Raw genomic sequence first — 23,910 nt, 5'->3', positions numbered from 1 at the left:
AGGGGAAACACCGATGCGCAGGACACTGCTGGCCACGGCGATTGCCGTGCTGGGCGCGACGGCCGCGGCGCCGCCGGCGTCCGCGAGCGAGCCGAGCTGGGGCCCGTGCCCCGCCGGGGCGTTCCCGACGCCGGACCTGGAGTGCACGACGCTGCCGGTCCCGCTGGACTACCGGAACCCGGACGGCCGGAAGCTCGACATCGCGGTGTCGCGGCTGCCGAGCAAGCACCCGGAGAAACGACGCGGCGTGCTGCTGACGAACCCCGGCGGGCCCGGCGGTGAAGGCCTGGACTACCCGCAGCTGCTGAAACTCGTGAAGCTGCCGCAGGACGTGCTCGACTCGTACGACATCATCGGCTTCGACCCGCGCGGCGTCGGGCACAGCGCGCCGGTGACCTGCGACCTGACGGACGAGCAGCTGGCGATCGGCAACCTGCCGTACGCGAACGGGCCGGCCGACGTCGTGAAGCAGGCGGCGGTCGCGAAGGCGGAGGCGAAGCAGTGCGCGGCCGCTTCGACGGCGTCGATGCTGCCGTACGTCACGACGGCGAACACCGCGCGGGACATGGACCGCATCCGCCAGGCGCTGGGTGAGTCCACAGTGTCCTATCTGGGCGCGTCCTACGGGACGTACCTGGGCGCGGTGTACACGACGATGTTCCCGGAACGCAGCGACCGGTTCGTCCTGGACAGCAACCTCGGGCCGGGCGGGTACGACATCGACGCGATGCGCGGCTTCGGCCGGGGCATGGAAGACCGCTTCCCGGACTTCGCGAAGTTCGCCGCGGCGCGCCCGCAGTACGGGCTCGGCACGACGCCGGCGCAGGTGACGGCGAAGTTCCACGAGCTGGCCGCGCGGCTGGACCGGGCGCCGATCGACTGGGTCACGGGATCGGCCTTCCGCGGCTTGACGTTCCAGGGGCTCTACGCCACGAACCTGACCCAGCTGGCCGAGGACTGGCGAGGCCTGAACGAGGGCCGCGCGCCGACGCCGCCGGACGGCTCGCTGACGACGTCGGTGCAGAACCTCTTCGCCGCCCGGTTCGCGGTGCTCTGCGGGGACTCGGCGTGGCCCCGGTCGGTGGCGAGCTACCAGCTGGACGTCGCCGTGGACCGGATCCGCTACCCGCTGATCGGCGCGGCGACGGCGAACATCGCGGCGTGCGCGTTCTGGCCGTCGGCACCGGCGGAGCCGAAGGTGCGGATCACCGGCCGGGGGCCGTCGAACGTGCTGATGGTGCAGAACGAGCGTGACCCGGGAACGCCGCTGGCGGGCGCCCGCAAGCTGCGCGCGGCGTTCGGCGACCGCGCGCGGATGGTGACGATCGACCAGGGCGGGCACGGGGCCTACCTGTTCGGGCCGAACCGGTGCGGGAACACCGCGGTGACGGAGTTCCTGGTGACGGGGTCGCGCCCGGCGCACGACCTGGCCTGCCAGGCGGAGACCGCCTGACGAAGAGTGGGGCTGCGCGGCGAGCAGGGGTGCTCGCCGCGCAGCCCTTCCTACCGCTTGGCGCCCCCCAGCAGCCGGGTCTGCTCGCGCAGCACGTCGATCGTCCGCGCCACCCAGTCGGCGATCACCGCCTGCTCGGCCGGCGAATAGCCGTCCGTCACCTTCGCCATCGCCCGGTCGAGCCCGGCGAACACCTCGCCGAACGCCTTCGGCACCGCCGTGATCACCAGCCGCCGGCGGTCCCCCGGATCCGGCGCCCGGCGCGCCAGTCCGGCCCGCTCCAGCCGGTCCACCACCCCCGTCACCGCGCCCGGGGTCAGCCCGATCTCCTTGGCCAGCTCACCGGCCGACATCGAGCCCGCGCCCGCGAGCACCGCCAGCGCGCGCTGGTCGACCGCCGTCACGCCCAGCCGCGCCCCCACCGCCTCGTGGAACGCGACCACCGCGGTGCTCAGCTCCCGCCCGGCCTCCCGACCTTCCATGCCGTCACTTTACCTGGCCCGATATTTCAGTACACTGAACTAAATTGTTCAGTTTGCTAAAGTATTGGAGTGGCTCATGAGTGAGCTGGAGCGGGCCCTCGAAGTGCCGAGATGGGCGTGGCGCTGCTACAGCGGCCACCTCGGCCTGGTCCTGGGTCTGTCGTCGGTGGCGTCGGTGCAGCGGCTGGTCGTCGTCAACTGGACACGCGAGATCCCCCACGGCCTCGCCCTCGCCTCCGAAGTCGTGGTCCTCGGCGCGCGGATCGCGCTGGTCGTCCTGGTCTGGCGGATCGCGATGCGCGGCCGGACGCTGCGCTGGAGCGCCGGCCGCGCGTTCGCGCGCCGGCACTGGCGCAGCCTGCTGTGGCAGGCGGCGTTCCTCGGCGCGGCGTTCGCGGTGTTCGAGGTCCTGGCCGAGCACGTCGTCTCCGCACTGCTGCCGGAATCCGCCCGGCAGACCTACCTGGCGGTCCTGCTGTTCGTGAAGAACCCGACGGTGATCGCGCTGACGTTGCTCTGGTGCGTCGGGTTGGTCCGGCAGGTCTTCCGGGTGCCGGACGCGCGGCTGGTCAGTCCGTCGCCACGCGGATGATCGTCTTGCCCGGCCCGCGCCGCCCCTGGGCGAACGCCTCCGCCGCCTCGGCGAGCGGGCGCACCTGGCCGACAAGGGGCTTCAACCGGCCGTCGCGCACCCGCTGGGCCAGCTCCGCGAGCCGCACCCGGTCCGGCTCCACCACGAAGAACACCGCGCGCCCGTGCTCCGGCCACACCGTGGGCAGCTCGGCGATGGTCACGAGGGTTCCCCCGGGCCGGACCAGCGCCGCCGACCGCGCGAGGACGTCGCCACCCAAGACGTCGAACACCACCTCGACCGGCTCCTCCCACTTCTCCGCGGCCAGGTCCACGTAGGCGTCGGCGCCCAGGCCGAGCACGAGGTCGCGGTCGCGGGCCCGGCCGGTGCCGATCACCCGGGCGCAGGCCTCCTTCGCGAGCTGGACGGCGAGCGAGCCCACGCCGCCCGCGGCGCCGCGGATCAGCACCGTCTGGCCGGTGACGAGCCCGGCGTGGTCGAAAAGTCCCTGCCACGCGGTCAATCCCGAGATCGGCAGGGCCGCGGCCACGGTGTGGTCGAGGTCGGCGGACAGCGGCGCAAGGTTGCGGGCCTCCACGGCCGTGTACTCGGCCAGGGAGCCGTCGCGCGCCCAGTCGGCGAACCCGAACACACGCTGGCCGACGGTCAGGCCCGTCGTCCCGTAGCCCAGTTCGGTGACGACGCCGGACAGCTCGTGCCCGGGCACGACGGCCACGCGGTCGTGGCCGGCACGGTCGGTCCAGGTGGCCGGCCAGGTCAGCTCGCCGGGCGTGAAACCGGCGGCGTGGACCCGGACGACGACGTCGTTCTCGGCGGCGTGCGGGTGGGGCAGCTCGGTCAGGGTGAGCCCGGCGACGCCGGCGTCGCGGTCGCTCGCGGTGATGGCACGCATGTCAGCTCTCCCAAGCGGACCCGAGGACGCGCTCGACGGTCGTCGTGCGCTTGAAGCCGGGGAGGAAGTGCTCGATGACGTCGGCGTTGACGGTGCCGTTGGTGGTCTCCGGGAGGTGCTTCTGCCCCTCGAAGTACGCGGTCAGGAACTCGTTCTTGAAGTCGCCCCGTGGGTGCGCGGCGACGATCTCAGCCAGCCGGCCGGGGTCCAGCTCGCCGAGGCCGAACCCGACGACGTCGGTCAGCACGCCGAAGTGCGTCGCGGCGATCTCCGGGCCCATCCGGCCGGGGATGCCGGGCGTGGTGTGCAGCGCGATCGCCGTCCACACGGTTTCCGCGGCCGCGGCCGGAAAGCCGTGCTCCAGCAGGAACCGGCGCCCGTGGTCGGCGCCGTCGACCTCGAAGCGCTGTTCGACGTCGGAGAACGGCGTCGCGAGGCCGGTGTCGTGGAACAGCGCGGCCAGGTAGAGCAGCTCGGGATCGGGGTCCGCGCCGAGCCGTTCGGCGTGCAGCCGGGCGAAGAAGTAGACCCGGCGCGAATGGTGGTAGACGAGCGGGCTGGTGGTGTCCCGGACGAGCCGCGCCGCTTCCGCGACCGCGGCCGTCTCCGGGACTTCCACTCCCGCGACGACCTCCGTCATGATCTTTGCCTTTCCTCCTCGAGTACCGCGACGAAATCGCCGGGACGGGTCAGGAACTCGCCGGCCAGGTAGCTCACGGGGCAGTCCGAGCGCCGGCGCGTGGGCTGCGGCACGAGCAGGTCGTACCGCAACTTCCGCGCGGGTTCCGGGGTCTTCTGGGCGAAGGCGTTCTGCCAGACCTCGTACGGGAGGACGACCGAGTGGTCGGCGGACTCGCGGGCGAGCTGCCGGAAGAGGGCGGCGTGCCCGGGCGGCACGTCGTCCACGAAGGTGACGTCGGTCAGGTCGTTCCGGTCGAGGAAGTCCGCGACGAAGCCGACGGTGTCGGCGAGCCCGAACCGCCGGGGGTCGTCGCCGTCCGCGAGCCCCGGCAGGGTGAGCGCGAACACCCGGTGCCCCCGGGCCCGCAGCCGGTGCGCGGCGGGCCGCCGGGACCAGGCGCCGTGCCAGGCCGCCGGGACGAGCACGTACGTCTCCGCCATCGACCGAACCACCTTTCCCACGGCGCCGTCGCCGCAGGTTCGAAGGTAGGCCGGAGTTTCATTACAGTCAACATTTGTAACGTAACCCACGACGCAGTTCAGGCCGACCTTGCTCGCGCAAGGTCGGGACGTTCTGAGCCCGGTCGGCCAACCAGTGCCTCGCGCAGCAGCCCCGGCCGACTTCCGTCCCCGCGGAATCCGGCGCCCGCGCGCGAGTTGCCGCGCGCGGGCATCGGGTTCACCGGTTGGACGCGATGAAGTACACGACCACGCCGATCAACGCGAGCACTTCGCTCAGCACGAACGTCGAATATCCGATCGTCTGCAGTTTCCCTCGCATTTCCGGCTGCCGGGCGGTAGCATTGATGACGGCGGCGAAAATCAGGCCGACACCGATTCCCGGGCCGATCGCAGCCAATCCGTAGCCGATCGCGGCGAGGCCGGGGTTGATGTTGGTCGCCTGGGTCAGAGCGGCTTGCGTCAGAACAGCGTCGTTCATGGACATTCCCCTTCACATCGGCCCACGCGCACGCTCGCGTGGAGCAGCGGCTTCTGGTGTCGCACCGAACAAGCGAAGGCGCCGGAAAACGGCGGCCGGGTCAGGTTGGGGGATCTCGCCGGGCAGGAGAATCGACGGGGCGGGAATTGACCGGAACCGGTGGTTCGAACACGGCAAGGATATCAGAAAAACAGATTCGTCGCAGACGAGGGCAAGCCCGGGGAACTGCCGGTTTTCCGCGCCGGGCCGCAGTCGTGCACCCCGGGAAAGAGCTACGCGTCGCCGTCCCGCAGGGAACGGATCATGCTCTGCAGGCTCCGGAACGCGTTCGCCTGCTCGGCCTCGGTCATGCCGGCCAGCATCCGCACCTCGACGGACCGGACCGCCACCGTCGCCTTCTCCAGGCTCCGCCGGCCGCGGGACGTGAGCCGCGCGGGGAGCGCCTTCCCGACCGGCGCCTCCGCCGGCCTGGTCACGTAGCCGTCCCGCTCCAACGCCTGGAGCAGCACGTTCATCGTCTGCCGGGTCACGAACGCGCCCCGGGCGAGCTCGGAGTTCGACAACCCCGGCCGTTGCGCCAGCAGCTCGAGGCAGGAGTAGTGCGTCACGCTCATCCCCAGCGGCCGCAGCACCTCCTCCATCGCCGCCCGCAGGGCGCTCGACGCCTCCTTGAGCAGATAGCCCAGTGACGTCCGCAGGTCGACACCGTCTTGACTCATGTCAGCATTCTGACATAGGTTGATGCGTGTCAGAAGACTGACACGAACGAAGGAGCGCCACCATGCCCGCCACCGGACCCGACTTCATCTCGCTGCAAGCGCGCGACCTCGATGCCTCGCAGGCGTTCTACGAGCGGTACCTCGGCCTCGTCCGCTCGCCGGCCGGACCGCCGCATGCCGTCGTCTTCGAGACGAAGCCGATCGCGTTCGCGCTCCGCGACGTCGTCCCCGGCACGGACCTCGCGTCCGCCGCCCGGCCCGGCATCGGCGCCGCGATCTGGCTCCACGCCACCGACGTCCAGGCCATCCACGACGCCCTCGCCGCCGACGGGCACCCCATCGTCTCGGCGCCGGTCGACGGCCCCTTCGGCCGGACGTTCACCTTCGCCGACCCCGACGGCTACCACGTCACGCTCCACGACCGCAGCTGACCGCGACGGCTCGCTCAGTCCTCTTCGGCCGTCGCCGACAGGAACGCCGCCAGGTCGTCGGTGAACCTCAGCAGCAGGTCGTAGAACGTCCGGCGATCCTTCGCCGACCACTCCGACAACGCCTCGCCGAACCAGCCGAGCAGCGTCGTGACGTACCGGTCGGCCAGCTCGGCGCCGTCCGGGGTCAGCTCGACCAGCCGGGCGCGGCGGTCGTCCGGATCGGCCAGCCCGCGCACGAGGCGACGTCGTTCGAGCACGTGCAGGTGCCGCGTGACGTGCGGGCCGGCGACCTGCATCCGGTCCGCGATCTCGCCGACGCGCATCGCCTTCCCGGACATGTGCAGGGCGAGGATGATCGACAACCCGGGCCGGTCGAGGTCGGCGCCGGCCCGCTTCATCGCCCGCTCCCCCAGGCCGCTGCGGTTCATCAGCGTGCCCAGCTGCATGAGCCGGGGCAGCACGGAGCGCAGGTCGGGCCCCTCGTCGGCGTCGGTGTCGGCCATCACACTCCTTAGATAGCTAAGTTAGGTATATAGTTGCGTCATGCCGCAGCGTTCCCGCGGCATTGTCGCACCCACAACATAGATACCTAACTTAGCTATCGGGGGCTTCCATGACCACCACACGATCGGTCCTGATCTCCGGTGTCAGCATCGCCGGTCCCGCGCTGGCCTACTGGCTGCGCCGGTCCGGGTACGCGGTCACCGTCGTCGAGAAGGCATCCGTCCTCCGCGACGGCGGCTACCCCATCGACGTCCGCGGGACGGCCCTGGACGCCGCCCGGCGGATGGGGATCCTCCCCCGCCTGCGGGACCTGCACATCTCCACCCGCCGGCTGGTCTTCCTCGACACCGACGGCAGCGAGATCGCGGCGCTCGAACCCAACGCGATCATCGGCGGCATCGACGGCGAAGACGTCGAAGTCCGCCGCGGCGACCTGACCCGCACGCTCTACGACCTGATCCGCGACGACACCGACATCCGCTTCGGCGACAGCGTCGACACCCTGGCGCAGCACGCCGGCGGCGTCGACGTCACCTTCCGGAGCGGCCGGCAGGAGACCTACGACCTCGTCTTCGGCGCCGACGGCCTGCACTCGCAGACCCGCGCGCTGGTCTTCGGCGACGAAAAGCAGTTCCACCGCTACCTCGGCTACAGCTTCGCCGGGTTCACCATGCCCAACGTCTTCGGCCTGCACCGCGAAGGCGTCGCGTGGAGCACCCCGGGCAAGGGCGCGGCGCTCTACTCGGTCCTCGACAGCGACGAAGTCCACGGTTTCCTGGTGTTCGCGCGGCAGGACCCGCCGATCGAGGCGTTCCGCGACCCCGCGGCCCAGCGCGACCTGGTCGCCGAGACGTTCGCCGGCGAGGGCTGGGAAACCGCGCGGATGGTCGCGGCGATGCGCGAGGCCGACGACCTCTTCTTCGACGTCGTCAGCCAGATCCACCTGCCACAGTGGACGGACGGCCGGGTCGCGCTCGTCGGCGACGCCGCCCACGCGCCGTCGTTCCTGACCGGGCAGGGCACCAGCCTCGCCCTGGTCGGCGCGTACGTGCTCGGTCACGCCCTGGCCACGATTCCCGACCACACCGAGGCTTTCGCGGCCTACGAGAGCCGGTTGCGGGACTTCGCCGAACGCAACCAGGCCAGGGTGTCGGAAGGCAAGTCGACGCTGTTCCCCGCGACGGCCGAAGACCTCGAACGCCGCAACGTCGCTCTTCGCCGGTTGGCGGACAGCCCGTCAGGGAGCCCGCGGCCCGAGCATTCGGCCCTGACGCTGCCGGACTTCCCCTGACCATTGCAGGTGCGCGGCCAGTGTTTCGGCCGCTTCCCGGGCCGTGCACGCGCCGATCAGCACGTGCGCGGTGAGGCCGTCCACCAGCGCCGAAGTCGCGCGCCTTTCATTGCCGGGAACCGGTTCGGTGCCGGCGACGCGCGTGCGGAGCTGCCGGTGCAGGGCGCCGAAGCGCAGGCGCACCGGGTCGGCGAGGTCCGGGCCCGCCGCCGAGCGGACCAGCAGACCGAGCCACGGCCGGTGTGCGGCCAGGTCCGGCACCGCCTGCCCGGCCAGCGCGCCGAGCAGGCCGGGCTCGTGCCGGGCGGCGGCGATCCGGCGGTCCACGGCGTCGACGGTGTTCGTGAGGGTCAGCCGCAGCAGCAGTTCTTCGGCGGCGGCGTGGCGCGCCGCCCACTCCGCCGGCCGCCGGGCCTCCGCGGCGACGGCGGGCGCGGTCACCGCCGCCAGCCCGTCCCGCGCGATGATCCGCACCACCGCGTCCGCCACCTCGGCCCTGCGCATCCCGGCCTCCCCGCCTCGATCGGTACCGCCATCGTCACCGCGCGGCCGGGTCGGCGCGACGATTAGGGCAGCACCGAATCGTCGTGCAGCAGGCCGGCGCCGCGCGCGGTGCGTTCGTAGAGCACGACCCGGCCGGCGCGGCGGGACCGGACGAGGTGGTTGAGCCGCAGGACGGCGAGGTGTTCGCTGACGGTGGCGGGCGTGACGCCGAGGTGCTGCGCGAGCTCGGTCGTGGACCGGGGCAGGTCGAGCAGGGCGAGCAGCGCGGCCCGGCTGCGGCCGACGAGCTCGGCCAGCGGCGCCCGCGCGACCGGGGCCTGTTCCCAGAGCCGGCCGACGCCGCGGGCGGGGTAGCCGATCGAGACCTGGTCGTGGCCGTCGCAGACGCTGAGCCGAGGCCAGATGAACGCGCTCGGCTTGAGCAGCACGCCGACGCCGTTCACAGTGTGCCGGACGTCGTGGTGGGGCAACAGGATCCGCAGCACGTCCCCGGCGTACTCGATCCGCGGGTGGAGGTCGTCGAAGAGCCGGGCGAGCCCGCCGCCGGTCAGGGTGGCGGACCGGTGGACGAGGTCGGCTTCGTGCAGCGCGCACAGCCGCGGCCAGATCGGCTCGATCGCCGCGCGCCAGTACGCGGCGAGCAGGTCGCAGAACGGACCGAGTTCGCGCCCGGGGTCGTCGTACAGCGGGCGCAGGATCGCCGGGATCTCGCCGGGCGCCCAGCCTTCGTCGAAGTAGCACCGGACCCCGGCGTCGTCGGTGGCGCGCACGCGGTCGAGCTGGTCGGCGAAGGTTTCGCCGGGTTCGGTCAGCGGGTTGAGGAAGCCCGGGAAACCGTGGTCGAGGGACAGCAGCGTGAAGAGCGCGGTGAGGTCCAGGTCGGCCAGCCGGGAGCGGGCCATGGTGATCCACGGGCGGTGGAGTTCCGCGCCGCGGCGGCCCGCCAGGACGTAGACGCTGTTGCGCAGCTCCTCCATCGGCGACCGCGCGAACCGCACCTTGGCCAGGTCGAGCGTTCCCAGCAGCAGCTCGATCACGGTCCGATCCTACGTCAGGCGCCGGAAATCCGGATCCGGATCGGGCCCGTCCAGGCGCCGCCGGGGTCGAGCCGGCGGCCGCGCTGGGTGAGCTGGACCGCGCCGGTCTTCGCCAGTTCGCGGGCGAGCTCGCGGGCTTCGGGGAGCAGGGGCCGCCAGTCGTCGGCGGTCGCCCTCGCCGCGTCCGACGGGCACGTGCTGCTCTCCGGTCCACGGGCCGTCGCCAAGGCCAGGATCGCGGCCCGGAGCCGGTCGCGTGCGGAGGTCTCCGTCAGCGCCGTGCGGGCGTGGTCCGCGCCGGGGCCGCCGCCGTCGCGGACGCGCTCCAGTTCGCGCCGCGGGGCCGGCTGGTCGGGCATGCCCCCAGCTTCGCACCGATCACCCCGGTCAGCTCGCCGGGACGTCCCGGCGGGTGAGCACGTCCTCGACCGACCGGCGCGCGGTCAGCCGCGTCGGGTAGCCGTAACCGATGCGCAGCAACGTGTGCGGCTGCCCGAGCCCGGCGAAGAGCCGGTCGATGGACTCGCGGGTGCGCGGGGTTTCGAACGGCTGCGACAGGAACGACGTCGCCAGGCCCTCGGCGGTCGCGGTGAGCAGCACCCGCTGCATCGCCATCCCGGCGCGGACCTCCGCGTGCGGCCCCCGGTCCCGGGTCAGCAGCGCGCCCAGCAGCGGTTCCCGCTCGTACGCGCGCTCGGGCAGCCGGGGGTTTTCGTGTGACGCCCGCAGCGACACGACCCCGGGGGCGGCCGGCGGTGGCCCGGAGGCGATCTCGGGCACGCCGTCGGGGCTGTCGGCCGCGCGGTGGGTCCAGTACGCGGCTTCCGCCTTGAAGGCGTGGTCGTCCGCCTGCAGCGTTTCGGCTTGCCGGACCAGCGACGCGACCGGCGTGTAGCGGCCGGAGGCGTCGAGGTATTCGACCTGCCCGCCTTCGCTCAGCGCCGCCGACTTGAGGGCCGCTCGCACCGCGGGCGGTACCGCCTTGTCCAGCAGTGGCCGGCGGTTGGTGTGCCGGCGGAACACGGCTTCGGCGAGCTTGCGCTCGACGGCGGTGGCCTTTTCGTTGCCGTCGAGCCGGATCACCGCGACCAGGTCGGGCTCACCCGGGTCCGGCAGCAGCCGGACGACCGCGGCGAGCCCGTTGGCGCGCAGGCAGATCTGCAGGTTGAAGGCGGCCGCGCCGCAGGCGAGCCGGGCCTCCCGCCCGTGCGGGTCGGCGACGGTGAGCACTCGCGCGCGGTCCAGCCACACCTCGGCCCGGTCGGGCCCGAGCACGAACCGCCAGGGCTGGGTGTTGTGCGGCGAGGGCGCGCGCACGGCCGAGGCGAGGGCCTGGTCGAACACGTCGGGCAGCGGTCGGTTCATCGCGGGCTCCGGTTTCCGAAGGGCGGACCACCCCAGCATCACCGGCGACGGTCCCCGCCGCGACGGTCGCCGGTCCCGACCTGGCGGGACCTAGGTCCTCGATCCTTTGTGTCCACAGTGGACGAACTCGTCCGCCGAGGGGGTTCGGCGAGGCCGATCAGCAGCAGTCCCTGCGGTACACCGGGCAGCACGCCGGCCTGGCGGCTCCGCTCGGCGGGGGTCAGCGGGACGCGTTCGGAGGCGAAGCCGCGGACCGCCGCGGCCAGCCGGGTCGCGTGAAGGGCCGCGCCGGCCAGCACGCTGTGGCGGCGGCTGTCGGCGGGCGTCGTGACGAGCAGGGACGACTGCCCGGTGAGGTGGGCGCCGAGCCGTTCGAGCGCCGTGGTCCAGCCGGGGCGGACGATCCGGACGTCGGTGTCCGGCCAGAAGTCATCGCCGGCCAGCGCACCGAGCACGGCGAGACCGACCGGCCGCAGCACCGCGGCGCGTCCCGGTCGGGCGAGGTCACGCAACGCCGCGAACCGGGCCCGTTCCCCTGCGGTCGGCGCCCGCGGACGGCCGATCCGGACGACGGCGACGACGTCGGGCCGCCGGTCGTCGCGCGGGAACGTCACCACGGGTTCCCGGCCCAGCGCGCGGGTGACGGTCCAGACGGCCGACAGCGCGGCTCCACAGTCGAGCAGGGCGGCGGTGCCGGCCCGCTCACGCCGATCGCGCGGTTCGGACAGCGCGACCTCGTCCGCGAGGATCTCGGCAACGCACCGGCTCGGGCCCAGCCGAGCCAGCGCGGTGGTGAGGACCGCCCGGGAGCCGGCGTCCCAGGCGGGGCCGGACGGCGGGAACCGCATGGGCCACCTCACGGATCTCCGGGTGGGGAGGGTGGGCGGGCGCGGCCGGCCAAGGGGTCGCGCCCACCCACCACTCGTCGCCGGTCCAGGAAACCCCGGACCGGACGTTGCGCGCCGCGGCCGGACTACCCGGGCGGGAGGGCCTTTCGGCACCTTGCGCCGACGCTCGCTCTTGGCGTTGGGTCAAGAGGGAGCGGACCGGTTGCGGCCACGCTGATCGCACGCAGGACGCTCGAAAACCGGGCACACCCGCCGCAGCGGCAGCCGCGCTGCCGGCTCGGCGAGTGGGCCCGAAGACCGGCGCACCGGCCGCGGCGCGGGCAGCCGCCCGCAACCCCGCCCCGGCCGGATCGCGTGGTCCGCCGGGCCTGGGCCACCCCTCGATGCGCGACCCAAGGCCTGGCTCGCGGAGCCGGCCACGCGACCTCACCGCGTTCTTGAACGGGCGGCGACCGGAAACATTGGGGGTGGTCGGCCGCCGCCCGTCCGGGAGCGGCGATCCGGGAATGGGGGTGGTGGGATCGCCGCTGGTCCGTGATCCGGCCGGTTTCAGTGGGTGGGCCGGCCGGGCGGGGGGCCGTTCGGGTGGGTGCCCGGCGGGCCGTTCGGGTGCGGGGCGGCCGGGTGGTCCTTGCCGTTGTCCGCATTGCCCGGGCCGGTGGTGTGCCCGCGGCCCGGCGACTCGTCCGCCAGCAGGGTCGCGCAGTAGCCGTCGACCTTGGTCCGGTCCCCCGCCGCCGTGATCAGCGCGGTGAACGCCGGGCTTTCCAACGCCTTGCCGTGCTCGGTCTTGGCGCCGGCGAAGTACGCGTGGCACAGGCCGGTCAGCGACGGGGATGGTGTCGCCGGGCCGGCCGTCCGGGTCCCCTCGCTCGGGTGCGCCGAGGTGGCCGCGGTCGACGACCCGGCCGGTGGCCGGGCGTGTTCCGACGCCGCGGGGGCGGGGGTACCGCCGCCGCCCGGCAACGGCAGCACGCCGGTGGCGGCCGCGGCCACTCCGCCGACGGCGAACACCGCCGCCGCGACGGCCGCGACCTTCACCGCGCGCAGCCTGCTCTTGCTCATCGAGGGGCTCCGGGGTCGAGGGGCTCGGTCGTGACGAACCGCCTCGAGGAACGCCGTCACGGCCGCGGGCTCCCCACCCAGCTCGCCGTCGCGCGGTGGGGCGGCCGCGGCGGCGAGCAGGCCGGCCAGCGCGTCCGAGGTGTCGGCCGGCGCACCCCGCAGCAGCTGCTCCGCGGTGTGCCGGTCGAGCCGGCGCCCTTCGTGCTTGCTCATCACACTCCCCTCAGCGCCGGGCGGCCCGAAAGTGTCACACCCGGCCGCCGAGACGGTCCGCGAGCGCGCGAAGTCCCCGGTAGGCGGCGGTCCGCACGGCCCCGGAGCTCTTCCCGAGCACCGCCGCGGCGGCCTTGGCGTCGAGGCCGACGACGGCCCGCAGCACGACGGCTTCGGCCTGGTCACGCGGTAGCGTCGCGATCAGCGCCAACGCCGCGTCGGTGGTCGTCGCCTCGATCGCCGCGCCGGCGGTGTCGTCGGGCGCGGCGCGTTCGGGGAACCACTCGGCCGGCGCGTCGGCGACCGGGCGACGCCGCCGGTGGCGCAGGTGGTCCAGCGCCCGGTGCCGCCCGATCGTGGCGGTCCACGCCCGGAACCCGTCCAGGTCGCCCCGGAACGACGTCAGGTCGCGGGTGATCTGCAACCACGCTTCCGAGGCGACGTCCTCGGCGTCCTGGCCCACCAGCACCCGCAGGTACCGGCACAGCCCGGGTTGCACCGCCCGGTACAGCACCCGGAAAGCTCCCTCGTCACCCCGCCGCGCCCGCTCCAGGGCCGACGGCAGATCGACGTCCCCCGCCGCGCGGCAAGGGACCGACTCCAGCTCCACACGCATCCTTCGCGGTCTGCCCCACCGCATTCGGTCCGGCCATCATGGGTCATCCGCCCGCCGGTCACAACACCGCATCGGCTCACCCCGGCGCCGTGCACCAGTCGATCGCCCGCGCGCGTAACACGCCTCGATCGCCCGGACAAGGGACCTCGGCCCTTTTCGATCAGGCCGGTCGCCCGGGGACCACTCAGGCCGGTCGCCCGGAGTGACGAACGTCTCGAATTCCGCACACTCTTCGTGACGGTCCGCCTCGGACCAGCCGGCGCTCCCCGCCCCGGCACCCCCTCGTAACAGCCAAGGAGCTTTCCCATGCGCAAGATCAGCAAGCGGTCCGCGGTCGTCCTGGGCGCCGCCGGCGCCGTCGTCGTGGCCGGTGTCGCCTACGCGGCCTGGACCAGCACCGGCGCAGGCTCCGGCTCCGTCACCTCGACCACGTCGATCAACTCGGTGATCTCGTCGGTCAGCTCGGACCACGCGCTCTACCCCGGCAACAGCACCACCTTCGTCGTCAAGATCACCAACCCGAACGCGTACCCGGTCGTGGTGAACAGCATCAGCGCCGGTTCGTCCGACGAGAACACCGGCTGCGCGGCGGGCACCGTGACCAGCCCCGCGGTCAGCAACCCGGCCGGCACCATCGCCGCCGGCGCGACCGCGAACTACACCCTCACCGCGACCATGGACCGCGACGCTTCCGACGCCTGCAAGAGCAAGACGTTCACGCTGCCGCTGACCGCGACCCTCTCGTCGAACGCCTGATCCCGCGCCGATGTCCAGGTGGCGGTTCGCCCTTCCGGCCGCGCTGGTGGTGTGCACGTGGCTCGTGGTGGGCCCGTCGGCACCGGCGCCGGCCGCGAACGGCAACGGCGGCAAGCAGTTCGCCATCACCGACGTGCCCGGCCGGGCCACCGCGCTCGTCCCCGGCGCCACCGGGACGCGGTGGATCCGGCTCGGGAACACCGAAAACTTCCCGATCCTCGTGCAGACCGTCACCACGACGGTCGGCAGGCCCGTCGACGGCGGCGGGCGGCCGGTGCCGGCCTGCCCGGCGTCGTCGGTGCGGGTCGACGCGCTCGCCGCGCCGGTGAAGGTCGCCGGCAACGGCACCACCGACGTCGCCCTCACCACCCACCTGCTCGCCGGCGCGCCCGACGCGTGCCGCGGCCTCACCTTTCCCCTGACGTACACAGGAACGGCGGTCAAGCCATGAACAGCCCCACCCTGCGCCGCGCGGTCGTCGTCACCGCGGTGGTCGGCGCGACGCTGGGCGGCGGGATCGCCGTCGCGGCCTGGACGAGCTCCGGCTCGGGCTCGGCCACGGCCAAGGCCGGCACGGCGAGCGCCCCGGCAACGGGCGCGGTCGACGCGTCGGCGATCACCACGGGCCTGCTCTACCCCGGTAGTACGGGCACCGCGAAGCTCCTGGTGACCAACCCCAATCCCTATCCGGTGGTGGTTTCCAGGGTGGCCGCCGGAACCGGTGCGCCGACCGGTTCCGGCGGTATCGGCACCTGCACGACGACCGGGGTGTCGTGGCGCTTCGACCAAACGCCGGGCACCGCGATCGCCGCCAACGGCAACGCGACCATCACCCTGACCGATGCGGTGGCCATGTCGTCCACTGTGGACGACGGTTGCCAGGGTGCGGCGTTCTCGATCCCGGTCGTCGTGACGGTGGCGAGCGCATGAGCCGCATCGTGTTCGCCACGGGCCTCGTGGCGGCGGGGTGGGCGCTGGCGATCGGCGGCCTGGTCGCCGTCGGCGACGCGCGGGCCGAGGCCGCCTGGCTCAAGAGCGGGCCAGGCACGGGCTTCGCGCGGGCCGACGCCTTGCCGGCGCCGACCGCGGTGACCCTGACCGGAACGGTCTGCAACAACGGCAATCCGCGGACCTCGATCTCGTGGACCAACCCGGCGGCCGGCCTCTGGACCGGCCTCGAAGTGGTGGCCACGCCGAGCGCGACCAGTACCGCGGTCACCGTGCTCGGCACCACCACGGCGGGCACCTCGCTCACCAACGTCCAGCTGCCGTACCGGCCCGCGTACCTCAGCGTGCGGACCGTGCGGAACAGCTGGCGCGGCAAGTCCCCGGTGGTGGTGGCGTGCTGACCACCGAGACCGCCGACCGCGGCCCGCCGGACGGCACGCACCACCTCGACCCCGCCGAAAACCCGACAACCCGACTACCGAAGGAAATCCCATGCTGCAGAGACTGCGCGCCGCCCGCGCGAACCAGGACGGCTTCACCCTCATCGAACTGCTCATCGTCGTCGTGATCCTCGGCGTGCTCGCCGGCGTGGTCGTGTTCGCCGTGTCGGCCTTCAACGGCGACGGCAAGGCCGCCGCCTGCCAGGCGGACTTCAAGGCGGTCGAGACCGCCACCGAAGCCCAGTACGCGAAGACCGGCACCTACCCGGCCGACGTCACCGAGCTGGTCACCAAGAAGTACCTCCGCGACCCGCTGGCGCCCGCCGCCACCAGCGGCTACTCCATCAGCACCGCCGGCGGGGTGGTCACCGCCACCGGTGCCTGCACCAAGAGCTCGGGCTCCTGAGCACGGCCGCGGGGCGGGCCACGCGCCCGCCCCGCGCCCACCATCCACATCGGACACCCGGAGGCACCCCATGCCCACCTTGACCGGCAGCCGCGTCGACGGGCTGCTCGAAGCGCTGTGGCAGGCGCGTGGCACCGACCTGCTGCTCACCGCCGGACTGCCGCCCCAGCTGCGCGTGCACGGCGACCTCTCCGCGGTGCCCGGCCACGCGATCCTCACCGGCGAGGACACCGATGGCCTGCTCGCCGAACTGCTCTCCGACGACCAGGCCCGCACCTGGCACGCCGCGCACGAATTCGACTTCTCCTTCAGCTGGCGCGACCACGCGCGCGTCCGCGGCAACGCCTTCACCCAGCGCGGGAACACCGTCGTGGCGCTGCGGATGATCCCGCGCCGCATCCCGGACATGACCGAGCTGGGCCTGCCGCCCGTCCTCACCGACTTCGCGCGGCGGCACCAGGGGCTCGTGCTCGTCACCGGGCCGACCGGGTCCGGCAAGTCCACGACGCTCGCCGCCGTCATCGACCGGATCAACCGCGAACGCGCCTGCCACATCCTGACCGTCGAGGACCCGATCGAGTACGTCCACGAACACCGCCGCTCCGCGGTGAACCAGCGCGAGGTCGGCACCGACACCGAGTCCTTCCCCGCCGCCCTGCGCAGTGCGCTGCGAGAAGACCCCGACGTCCTGCTCGTCGGCGAAATGCGCGACCTCGAATCGATCCGGTTCGCGCTCACCATCGCCGAAACCGGGCACCTCGTCTTCGCCACCCTGCACACCAACGACACCGCGCAGTCGCTCGCGCGGATGGTCGACGTCTTCCCGGCCGGCCAGCAGGAACAGGTCCGCGTCCAGCTCGCCGCGGCGCTCACCGGCATCGTGCACCAGCGGCTGCTGCCGCGGATCGGGGGCGGGCTCGTCGCCGCCTTCGAGGTGCTCGTCGCGAACACCGCCGTGCGCAACCTCGTCAAGGAGGGCAAGCCGCACCAGCTGCGCAACGTGCTGGTGACCGGGCAGCGCGAAGGCATGGTGACGCTCGAACAGTCCCTCTCGGCGCTCGTCGCCGCCGGGCTCGTCACGCCCGCCGACGCCGCCGCCCGCAGCCTCCACCCGCAGGACATCGACCCGCGTCCCCGGCCGCGGAGCGTGCCGGCATGAGACTCCGCACCCAGCCCCGCACCGTCGACCTGCGCACGGTGACCCCGGACCGCGCCGCGGCCGACCTGCTCGGCGAGGCGAAGGCCCGCGAGCTCTGCGCCATCCCCTTGGCCGTCCGCGAGGACTCCGTGCTGGTCGCGGTGGCCGACCCGGCTACAGCGCCGGCGCTGCAGGACGCGCTCGGGCGCCCGGTGACCGTCGCCGTGGCCGCCCGGGCCGACATCCTCGCCACCATCGCCCGCACCCACCGCGCGCTCACCGGGATCGACCAGCAGGTCAAGGCGTTCGAGGCGCGGGACTCCGTGCGCCGCGACGCCGTGCGCGCCGACGCGCCGGCGACCGCGAACGACGACGCGCCGGTCGTGCACGTCGTCTCGCTGATGATCACCCAGGCGCTGCGCGACCGGGCGTCCGACGTCCACGTCGAGCCGCAGGACGAGCGCGTGCGCGTGCGCTACCGCATCGACGGCGTGCTCCACGACGTCCTCGACCTGCCCGGCTCGATGGGGCCCGCCGTGGTCAGCCGGATCAAGATCCTCGCCGGGATGAACATCGTCGAGCGCCGCCGCCCGCAGGACGGCCAGATCAGCATGGACGTGGAAACCCGCCCGGTGGACATCCGGGTGGCGACCACGCCGGTCGTCGGCGGCGAGAAGGTCGTGCTGCGGCTGCTGGACAAGAGCCGCCCGCTGTTCCGGCTGCCCCAGCTCGGGATGCCCGAGGACATGGCGGCGCGGTACTCGGCGGTGCTGCGCTCGCCCTACGGCATGGTGATCTGCGCCGGCCCGACCGGCAGCGGCAAGACGACCACACTCTACGGGTCGCTCGGCGAGCTCGACAGCGCCGAGCGCAACATCATGACCATCGAGGACCCGGTGGAGTACACCATGTCCTCGATCAACCAGATCCAGATCAACGAGCAGACCGGCGTCACCTTCGCCGACGGGCTCAAGTCGATCCTGCGGCAGGACCCGGACGTCATCCTGGTCGGCGAGGTCCGCGACGCCGACACCGCGCGGATCGCCGTGCAGTCGGCGCTGACCGGGCACTTCGTCCTCTCGTCCCTGCACGCCACCGACGCCGCGTCGGCGCTGCACCGGCTGCTGGACATGGGGATCGAGAACTTCCTGGTCGCCTCCTCGATCACCGCGGTGCTCGCGCAGCGGCTGGTCCGGCGGATCTGCCTGCGCTGCCGCGAGTACTACGACCCCTCGGCCGAGGAACTGTCCTTCTTGGACTCGATGGGCGCGGACGGGCCGGAGGGCGGGTTCGTCCGCGGCGCCGGCTGCAACTTCTGCGCGCACACCGGGTTCCTCGACCGCACCGGCGTCTACGAGCTGATGCCGGTCGGCGAAGGGATCCGCTCGCTCGTGCTCGGCAACGCGCCGCACCACGAGGTCCACGAGCTGGCCCGCAAGGAAGGCATGCGGACGCTGCAGGACGAGGCGCTGCGGCTGATCGCCGAGGGCGTCACGACCCCGGCCGAGGTGCTGCGGTCGATCTACCTCACCGGAGGGGCACGATGAACCGGTACGCCTACGTCGCCACCGGCCCGGACGGCACGCGCACCCGCGGCGTCCAGAAGGCCGCCGACGCCGATTCCGCCGTCCTCGCGCTGTACGAGCGCGAGCTGCGGGACATCGAGCTCACGCAGAAGAAGAGCGTGCTGCAGCGGGAGCTGACGGCGCCGCGGGTCAAGCGCGAGGTCGTCATGCACCTCTCGCGCCAGCTCGGGGCGTTCGTCCGGGCCGGGCTGCCGCTGATCGACGCCGTGCGGATCCTCGGCGCCGAGGCTTCGAACTCGACCGTGACGCGGATGCTGCGGCAGGTCGAGCAGGGGCTGCGCGGCGGCGAACGGCTGTCGGACTGCGTCGACCGCCACCCGAAGATCTTCCCCGAGTTCTACCGGGAGATCCTGCGCTCGGCCGAGCTGAGCGGGCAGCTCGACGTCGTCCTCGAGCAGCTCGCGAACTACCTCGAACGGGACCTCGAAGCCCGGCGCCGGATCAAGGCCGCGCTGATCTACCCGGCGATGATCGCGCTGATGTCGGTGGTGACGGTCGTCGTGCTCGCCACCTTCGTCCTGCCGCGGTTCAAGGCGTTCTTCGCGAGCCTGCACGCGACCCTGCCGCTGCCCACGCGGATGCTGCTGGCCGTCACCGACTTCCTCGGCGAGTGGTGGTGGGCGCTGCTCGCGGGCGGGGTCGTCCTCGGCGTGCTGTACCTCGCCGCGGTGCGCACGCCGTCCGGCCGGTACGCCCGCGACCGCGTCGTGCTGAGCCTGCCGGCGATCGGGCCGACCGTGCGGCACGCGCTCGTCGAGCGGTTCTGCCGGATCCTGTCGTCGATGGTGAGCGCGGGCGTGCCGCTGCCGGAAGCGCTGCGGGTGGCGACGGAGTCGTTGCGCAACCGCGTGTTCATGCGGGGGCTCGGCCGGGTCGGCGAAGCCGTGCTCGAAGGCGAGGGCCTCGCGCGCCCGCTCGCCGGGTCCGGGCTGCTGCCGGTGACGGCCGCGCAGATGATCCGCGTCGGCGAGGACACCGGCACGCTCGACACCCAGCTCGAGATCACCGCCCAGTACTACGAGGGCGAGCTCGACTACCGGCTGAAGAAGCTCACGGCGTTGTTCGAGCCCGCCGTCATCGTGGTGATGGGCCTGCTCGTCGGGTTCGTCGCCGTCGCGCTGGTGTCGGCGATGTACGGCATCTTCAACCAGGTGCACGTCTGATGAGCGCCGACGACCGGGGCGAGAGCCTGCTGGAGCTGCTGATCGCGGTGGCGATCATGGGGGTCGCGGTGGTGGCGATCGTCGGCGGCATCGGCGTCGGCGTGCTGATGTCCGACGTCCACCGCAAGCAGGCGACCGCGGGCACCGCCGCGCGCGACTTCGGGGAAGCCGTCGTGACCAAGGCGATGGCCGGAGGTTACGTGCTGTGCGCTTCGCCCGCCAGCTACGCGGCTCCGCCCGGGTACACGGCGCCCGCCGGGTTCACCAGTTCGGTGGCGTCCGTGAAGTACTGGTCCGGCGGCGCCTGGGCGAGCAGCTGCGGGACCGACAGCGGCCTGCAGCAGGTGACCGTGCGGGTCGCCAGCACCGACGGGCGCGCGAGCGAGCAGCTCGCCGTCGTCGTGCGGCGCGCCTGCGGGCTCAAGGACGCGCTGTGCTGACCCGCCGCCCCGACGCCGGGTTCACCCTGGTCGAGCTGCTGGTCGTGGTCGTGCTGCTCGGGGTGGTCGTCGCGCCGGCCGCCACCGCGGTCGTCACGTCGATCCGCACCAGCGACGCCACCGCCGCACGGCTGGAGCTGTCGCACGACGCCCAGCAGAGCGCCGCGTTCTTCGCCCAGGACGTCGCCACGACGGGCTTGCGCGACTACTCGGGCGAGGTCGCCGGCGGGGCCGTGCCGTTCTCGCCGTCGGTGCAGCTCGACGCGGCCTACAACGCGGGCGGCCAGGTGTGCGGCACGGCCGCGACCCCGGTTTCGGCGCTGCGGCTGCTGTCCGACGACTGGGACACGAGCACCCCGGCCGCGACCCGCCGCACCGCCGTCGTCGCCTACTACCTCGCCGGCACCGAGCTGCACCGCCTGCGCTGCCTCGGGTCCGCGCCGGTGTCCGACGCCGTCGTCGCCCACCACGTCCGGGCCGGCAGCCTCGCGGTGACGTGTTCGAGCCCGTGCACCACGGCCGACGTGCCGCTCTGGGTGAAGCTCGTCTTCACCGCGGCCTCGGACCGCGCCGACCCCTACCCCGTCACCCTCTTCGGCCAGCGGAGGCAGTCATGAAACGCCACGACGACAGCGGCGCGGCGCTGCCGCTGGTGCTCGTCCTGGTCACGGTGATCGCCGTGGTCCTGGGCGCGGTGCTGTCGTTCGCCGAGACCAGCGTCCGCACCACCGTGAACCTGCGCGACCAGGCGGCGTCGGCGTACGCGGCCGACGGCGCGCTGCAGGCCGCGATCAACGAAATCCGCAACAGCGGCTTCACCGGTGCGGCCGGCCAGCACTGCTTCGGCGCGTCCGACACGCTGACGCTGCCGTCGTTCGAAGGCACCGACTCCGCGGCGGTGTCGTGCACCGCCGACCCGGCGAAGGTGCTGATCCAGTGCCCGTCGCTGAGCGTGTGCAACCGGCCGGGCAACGCGATCCTCACGCTGGGCAAGGGCGGCGAGGACGGCGTGTCCATCACGCAGCCGACCGGGTCGTCGTTCCGGGTGCACGGGATCGTGTACTCGAACTCGAACATCAACGTCGTCAACGGATCCCTCGACACCAACACGGCGGTCTACGCCCGCGGCGGCTGCACCGGGACGATCCGGAGCACGCCCGCGCCGGCGTGCGGCTACGGCGGTTCGAGCCTCGGCGACGACCCCGGCTACGCGCCGGCCCTGACGTCGGTGCCGCCGCGCCAGGCGCTGCCCGCCTGCACGGCCGCCGGTTCGCTGGTCACCTTCGAGCCCGGGTACTACGACGACGCCGCCGGGCTGTCGGCCATGATGTCCAGCAGCAGCAAGTGCAAGGACAGCACGTGGTGGTTCAAGCCCGGCACGTACTACTTCGACTTCCACAACAGCGCGGCGGTCCGGCCGCCCTCGCTGCCCGGCGGCGACGACGTGTGGACGATCGACAACGGCTTCCTGGTGGCCGGCACGCCGGTGGACGCGGCCGGCCGGATCGTGGCCCGGCCGCCGGTGCCGGCGGCGATCCCGGGCGCGTGCGACAACCCGATCGACGACGCGAAGGCCCTCGGCGTCCAGTTCGTCTTCGGCGGGGACAGCCGGCTCGCGGTGAAGGCCGGGCAGGCGGAGATCTGCGGGACCTACAGCGGGACGAAACCGCCGGTCGCGCTGTACGGGCTGACGTCGGGCGCGGAGTCGCCGGTCACGGCGACCTACCCGCCCACCGCGGTCACCCCCGGGGACTTCGCCGGCGCCACCGTCCCGGCGCTGTCCACTGTGGACGGCACCGGCGCGACCTGGACCACCACCGCGAAGAGCGGCGGTTCCGCGGTCCTGGCGGCCACCGGCTTCGCCCCGGGCACCGCGCCGCCGGCCGGGACGATCCTCAAGTCCGCGAAGCTGCGGGTGGTGCACCGCAACGACCGCGGCGCCAAGAACGACAGCCGGACGGTCCGGTTCACCCCGGCCGGCGGCTCGGCGGCGCTCTTCTCCTTGGCCACCCCCGCCGACGCCTCGGTGAGCAGCGAGGAGTTCGACGTGACCGGCCAGCTGGCGCATGCCGTCTACGACGGAACCTTCACCGGGGCCGAGGCGAACTACTCGGTGACCGTGAAGCACGACGGCACCGAGTCCGTGGACGCGCTGCAGCTGGACCTGAACTACACCCCGCCCGCCCTGCGCGCGGAGAGCGGCTGCACGCAACAGCTGTACACGAGCAGTTCCGCGTGCGCGCTGGTGACGTCGGTGAACAACTCGGGCAACCGCTTCTACGTCCAGGGAACCACTTACGCGCCGAAGGCGGTCCTGGACGTCACGCTCAACAACGCCACCGAGCCGATCTTCCGGTTCGGCGTCGTCGCGCGGTCGTTGCAGGTCAAGCTGACGGGAAGCGTGACGTTCACCGGCGCCGTCATCGAGGTGCCGGACGACTCCCCCGGGTTCGTGTTCGGCGTCTACCTGAGCGCGTACGTCTGCCCCGGCGCGAGCACCTGCGCGCCGGGCGGGACTGCGGCCGCGCGGGCGCGGGTGGCCTTTGTGGACGGTGATCCGACCAGGCCCGTGCCCGGATCGCGGCAGGTGTCGGTGCTGAGCTGGTCGGGTGCCCGGTGATCGCCGCCGTCGCGGGCGTGCTGGGCCTGCTGGTCGGGTCGTTCCTCAACGTCGTGGTCCACCGGGTACCGCGCGGCGAGTCGGTGGTGCGCCCGCCGTCGCGGTGCCCGGGCTGCGGGCAGGAGATCCGGGCGCGGCACAACGTCCCGGTGCTGGGCTGGCTCGTCCTGCGGGGCCGCTGCGCCGGTTGCGGCGACCGGATCAGCGTCCGCTACCCGCTGGTCGAGCTCGGCACGGCGGCGCTGTTCGTCCTGCTGGCGGCGCGGATCGCGCTGCCGGACCTGCCGGCGTACCTCTACTTCGGGGCGATCGGGATCGCGCTGGCCCTGATCGACGTCGACACGCGGCGGCTGCCGAACGCGCTCGTGCTGCCCTCCTACCCCGTGCTCGCGCTGCTGCTGACGGCGTCGGCCTGGTGGCAGGGCGACTGGACGTCGGTGGTCCGCGCGTTCGTGGGCGGCGCGGCGCTGTTCGGGTTCTACCTGCTGCTGACGGTGGTGTACCCGGCGGGCATGGGCTTCGGCGACGTCCGGCTGGCGGGGCTGATCGGCGGCGTCCTGGCGTACGTGTCGTGGGAGGCGCTGGTGTTCGGCGCCTTCGGCGGGTTCCTGCTGGGCGCGCTGGCGGGCATCGCGGTGCTGGCCCGGGGCGGCGGCCGCCGGACGGCGCTGCCGTTCGGGCCGTTCATGCTCGCGGGCGCGCTGGTCGCGCTGTTCGTGGCCGCTCCGCTCGCGCGGGCGTACCTGCGGCTGACCGGGCTGGGTTGAGCGCCGGGTACCG

The 23,910-nt window shown here is 73.1% G+C and carries 30 protein-coding genes; 16 read left to right on the top strand and 14 right to left on the bottom strand.

Annotated elements, in window-relative coordinates:
- The first annotated feature begins 13 nt into the window (after window positions 1–13).
- Entirely contained in the window at window positions 14–1,453 is a 1,440-nt protein-coding gene (locus ACERZO_RS19875) for an alpha/beta hydrolase (protein WP_372666184.1), read from the top strand.
- 50 nt (window positions 1,454–1,503) lie between these two features.
- On the opposite strand, the gene ACERZO_RS19870 is transcribed toward ACERZO_RS19875, so the two are convergent.
- A complete protein-coding gene (locus ACERZO_RS19870; RefSeq protein WP_372666183.1) occupies window positions 1,504–1,935 on the bottom strand; it encodes a MarR family winged helix-turn-helix transcriptional regulator in 432 nt (143 codons plus the stop codon).
- A 76-nt stretch (window positions 1,936–2,011) separates the two neighbouring features.
- Between ACERZO_RS19870 and ACERZO_RS19865 the strand changes: the two genes are divergently transcribed.
- A complete protein-coding gene (locus tag ACERZO_RS19865; protein ID WP_372666182.1) occupies window positions 2,012–2,527 on the top strand; it encodes a hypothetical protein in 516 nt (171 codons plus the stop codon).
- Here ACERZO_RS19865 and ACERZO_RS19860 read toward each other — a convergent pair.
- The 5 genes from ACERZO_RS19860 to ACERZO_RS19840 form a co-directional block, all read right to left on the bottom strand.
- Complete coding sequence (locus ACERZO_RS19860) at window positions 2,505–3,419, bottom strand: NADP-dependent oxidoreductase (RefSeq protein ID WP_372666181.1); 915 nt, start codon at window positions 3,417–3,419, stop codon at window positions 2,505–2,507. The two genes, ACERZO_RS19865 and ACERZO_RS19860, sit on opposite strands and share 23 nt — an antisense overlap.
- Window position 3,420: 1 nt before the next feature.
- A complete protein-coding gene (locus tag ACERZO_RS19855; protein WP_372666180.1) occupies window positions 3,421–4,059 on the bottom strand; it encodes an HD domain-containing protein in 639 nt (212 codons plus the stop codon).
- The gene (locus ACERZO_RS19850; protein WP_372666179.1) at window positions 4,056–4,541 is read right to left on the bottom strand and encodes an alpha/beta fold hydrolase; all 486 of its coding nucleotides are present in this window, start codon (window positions 4,539–4,541) and stop codon (window positions 4,056–4,058) included. The genes ACERZO_RS19855 and ACERZO_RS19850 overlap by 4 nt, the downstream gene beginning before the upstream one ends.
- Window positions 4,542–4,779: 238 nt before the next feature.
- Window positions 4,780–5,040, bottom strand: coding sequence for an ATP F0F1 synthase subunit C (locus ACERZO_RS19845; protein ID WP_372666178.1), 261 nt, complete (start codon window positions 5,038–5,040; stop codon window positions 4,780–4,782).
- A 272-nt stretch (window positions 5,041–5,312) separates the two neighbouring features.
- A complete protein-coding gene (locus ACERZO_RS19840; RefSeq protein ID WP_372666177.1) occupies window positions 5,313–5,759 on the bottom strand; it encodes a MarR family winged helix-turn-helix transcriptional regulator in 447 nt (148 codons plus the stop codon).
- Window positions 5,760–5,821: 62 nt separating this feature from the next.
- On the opposite strand from ACERZO_RS19840, the gene ACERZO_RS19835 reads away from it, so the two are divergent.
- On the top strand, window positions 5,822–6,190 hold the full coding sequence (locus ACERZO_RS19835) for a VOC family protein (protein WP_372666176.1): 369 nt from the start codon (window positions 5,822–5,824) through the stop codon (window positions 6,188–6,190).
- Window positions 6,191–6,204: 14 nt separating this feature from the next.
- Here ACERZO_RS19835 and ACERZO_RS19830 read toward each other — a convergent pair whose 3' ends face one another.
- Complete coding sequence (locus tag ACERZO_RS19830; RefSeq protein ID WP_372666175.1) at window positions 6,205–6,693, bottom strand: MarR family winged helix-turn-helix transcriptional regulator; 489 nt, start codon at window positions 6,691–6,693, stop codon at window positions 6,205–6,207.
- Between the two features lie 110 nt (window positions 6,694–6,803).
- On the opposite strand from ACERZO_RS19830, the gene ACERZO_RS19825 reads away from it, so the two are divergent.
- Complete coding sequence (locus tag ACERZO_RS19825) at window positions 6,804–7,985, top strand: FAD-dependent monooxygenase (protein ID WP_372666174.1); 1,182 nt, start codon at window positions 6,804–6,806, stop codon at window positions 7,983–7,985.
- On the opposite strand, the gene ACERZO_RS19820 is transcribed toward ACERZO_RS19825, so the two are convergent.
- The 7 genes from ACERZO_RS19820 to ACERZO_RS19790 all read right to left on the bottom strand — a co-directional run bounded on the left by ACERZO_RS19820 (window position 7,932) and on the right by ACERZO_RS19790 (window position 13,633).
- On the bottom strand, window positions 7,932–8,489 hold the full coding sequence (locus tag ACERZO_RS19820; RefSeq protein ID WP_372666173.1) for a hypothetical protein: 558 nt from the start codon (window positions 8,487–8,489) through the stop codon (window positions 7,932–7,934). The genes ACERZO_RS19825 and ACERZO_RS19820 overlap by 54 nt on opposite strands.
- 62 nt (window positions 8,490–8,551) lie before the next feature.
- Window positions 8,552–9,526, bottom strand: a complete 975-nt coding sequence (locus ACERZO_RS19815) for an ArsR/SmtB family transcription factor (protein WP_372666172.1) — start codon at window positions 9,524–9,526, stop codon at window positions 8,552–8,554.
- A 14-nt stretch (window positions 9,527–9,540) separates the two neighbouring features.
- Window positions 9,541–9,885, bottom strand: a complete 345-nt coding sequence (locus ACERZO_RS19810) for a DUF3253 domain-containing protein (protein WP_372666171.1) — start codon at window positions 9,883–9,885, stop codon at window positions 9,541–9,543.
- A 28-nt stretch (window positions 9,886–9,913) separates the two neighbouring features.
- On the bottom strand, window positions 9,914–10,891 hold the full coding sequence (locus ACERZO_RS19805) for an Acg family FMN-binding oxidoreductase (RefSeq protein WP_372666170.1): 978 nt from the start codon (window positions 10,889–10,891) through the stop codon (window positions 9,914–9,916).
- Window positions 10,892–10,929: 38 nt separating this feature from the next.
- Complete coding sequence (locus ACERZO_RS19800; protein WP_372666169.1) at window positions 10,930–11,739, bottom strand: hypothetical protein; 810 nt, start codon at window positions 11,737–11,739, stop codon at window positions 10,930–10,932.
- Window positions 11,740–12,288: 549 nt separating this feature from the next.
- Window positions 12,289–13,017: a hypothetical protein gene (locus tag ACERZO_RS19795; RefSeq protein ID WP_372666168.1), complete on the bottom strand. Its 729-nt coding sequence runs from the start codon at window positions 13,015–13,017 to the stop codon at window positions 12,289–12,291.
- 34 nt (window positions 13,018–13,051) lie between these two features.
- Complete coding sequence (locus ACERZO_RS19790; protein ID WP_372666167.1) at window positions 13,052–13,633, bottom strand: RNA polymerase sigma factor; 582 nt, start codon at window positions 13,631–13,633, stop codon at window positions 13,052–13,054.
- A 306-nt stretch (window positions 13,634–13,939) separates the two neighbouring features.
- Between ACERZO_RS19790 and ACERZO_RS19785 the strand changes: the two genes are divergently transcribed.
- The 12 genes from ACERZO_RS19785 (at window position 13,940) to ACERZO_RS19730 (ending at window position 23,897) form a co-directional block, all read left to right on the top strand.
- Window positions 13,940–14,389 carry a hypothetical protein gene (locus tag ACERZO_RS19785; RefSeq protein WP_372666166.1) on the top strand — a complete coding sequence of 150 codons (450 nt, stop codon included), beginning with the start codon at window positions 13,940–13,942 and terminating at the stop codon, window positions 14,387–14,389.
- 10 nt (window positions 14,390–14,399) lie between these two features.
- A complete protein-coding gene (locus ACERZO_RS19780; protein ID WP_372666165.1) occupies window positions 14,400–14,840 on the top strand; it encodes a hypothetical protein in 441 nt (146 codons plus the stop codon).
- A complete protein-coding gene (locus ACERZO_RS19775) occupies window positions 14,837–15,319 on the top strand; it encodes a hypothetical protein (protein WP_372666164.1) in 483 nt (160 codons plus the stop codon). The genes ACERZO_RS19780 and ACERZO_RS19775 overlap by 4 nt, the downstream gene beginning before the upstream one ends.
- A complete protein-coding gene (locus ACERZO_RS19770) occupies window positions 15,316–15,738 on the top strand; it encodes a hypothetical protein (RefSeq protein ID WP_372666163.1) in 423 nt (140 codons plus the stop codon). The genes ACERZO_RS19775 and ACERZO_RS19770 overlap by 4 nt, the downstream gene beginning before the upstream one ends.
- A 91-nt stretch (window positions 15,739–15,829) precedes the next feature.
- Window positions 15,830–16,183 (top strand): competence type IV pilus major pilin ComGC, encoded by a 354-nt coding sequence (locus ACERZO_RS19765; RefSeq protein ID WP_372666162.1) that lies wholly within the window; start codon window positions 15,830–15,832, stop codon window positions 16,181–16,183.
- A 70-nt stretch (window positions 16,184–16,253) separates the two neighbouring features.
- The gene (locus tag ACERZO_RS19760; protein ID WP_372666161.1) at window positions 16,254–17,342 is read left to right on the top strand and encodes a type IV pilus twitching motility protein PilT; all 1,089 of its coding nucleotides are present in this window, start codon (window positions 16,254–16,256) and stop codon (window positions 17,340–17,342) included.
- On the top strand, window positions 17,339–18,868 hold the full coding sequence (locus ACERZO_RS19755; protein ID WP_372666160.1) for a GspE/PulE family protein: 1,530 nt from the start codon (window positions 17,339–17,341) through the stop codon (window positions 18,866–18,868). The genes ACERZO_RS19760 and ACERZO_RS19755 overlap by 4 nt, the downstream gene beginning before the upstream one ends.
- Window positions 18,865–20,070, top strand: coding sequence for a type II secretion system F family protein (locus ACERZO_RS19750; protein ID WP_372666159.1), 1,206 nt, complete (start codon window positions 18,865–18,867; stop codon window positions 20,068–20,070). The genes ACERZO_RS19755 and ACERZO_RS19750 overlap by 4 nt, the downstream gene beginning before the upstream one ends.
- Entirely contained in the window at window positions 20,070–20,510 is a 441-nt protein-coding gene (locus ACERZO_RS19745; RefSeq protein WP_372666158.1) for a type IV pilus modification PilV family protein, read from the top strand. Before ACERZO_RS19750 ends, ACERZO_RS19745 begins: the two co-directional genes overlap by 1 nt.
- Window positions 20,504–21,127 carry a prepilin-type N-terminal cleavage/methylation domain-containing protein gene (locus tag ACERZO_RS19740; protein WP_372666157.1) on the top strand — a complete coding sequence of 208 codons (624 nt, stop codon included), beginning with the start codon at window positions 20,504–20,506 and terminating at the stop codon, window positions 21,125–21,127. The genes ACERZO_RS19745 and ACERZO_RS19740 overlap by 7 nt, the downstream gene beginning before the upstream one ends.
- The gene (locus tag ACERZO_RS19735; protein ID WP_372666156.1) at window positions 21,124–23,130 is read left to right on the top strand and encodes a hypothetical protein; all 2,007 of its coding nucleotides are present in this window, start codon (window positions 21,124–21,126) and stop codon (window positions 23,128–23,130) included. Before ACERZO_RS19740 ends, ACERZO_RS19735 begins: the two co-directional genes overlap by 4 nt.
- On the top strand, window positions 23,127–23,897 hold the full coding sequence (locus tag ACERZO_RS19730) for a prepilin peptidase (RefSeq protein ID WP_372666155.1): 771 nt from the start codon (window positions 23,127–23,129) through the stop codon (window positions 23,895–23,897). Before ACERZO_RS19735 ends, ACERZO_RS19730 begins: the two co-directional genes overlap by 4 nt.
- The last annotated feature ends 13 nt before the right edge of the window (window positions 23,898–23,910 follow it).

The organism is Amycolatopsis kentuckyensis (genome assembly GCF_041679295.1).
GTDB lineage: Bacteria > Actinomycetota > Actinomycetes > Mycobacteriales > Pseudonocardiaceae > Amycolatopsis > Amycolatopsis kentuckyensis_A.
This window is presented reverse-complemented; position numbering and strand designations above follow the sequence as displayed.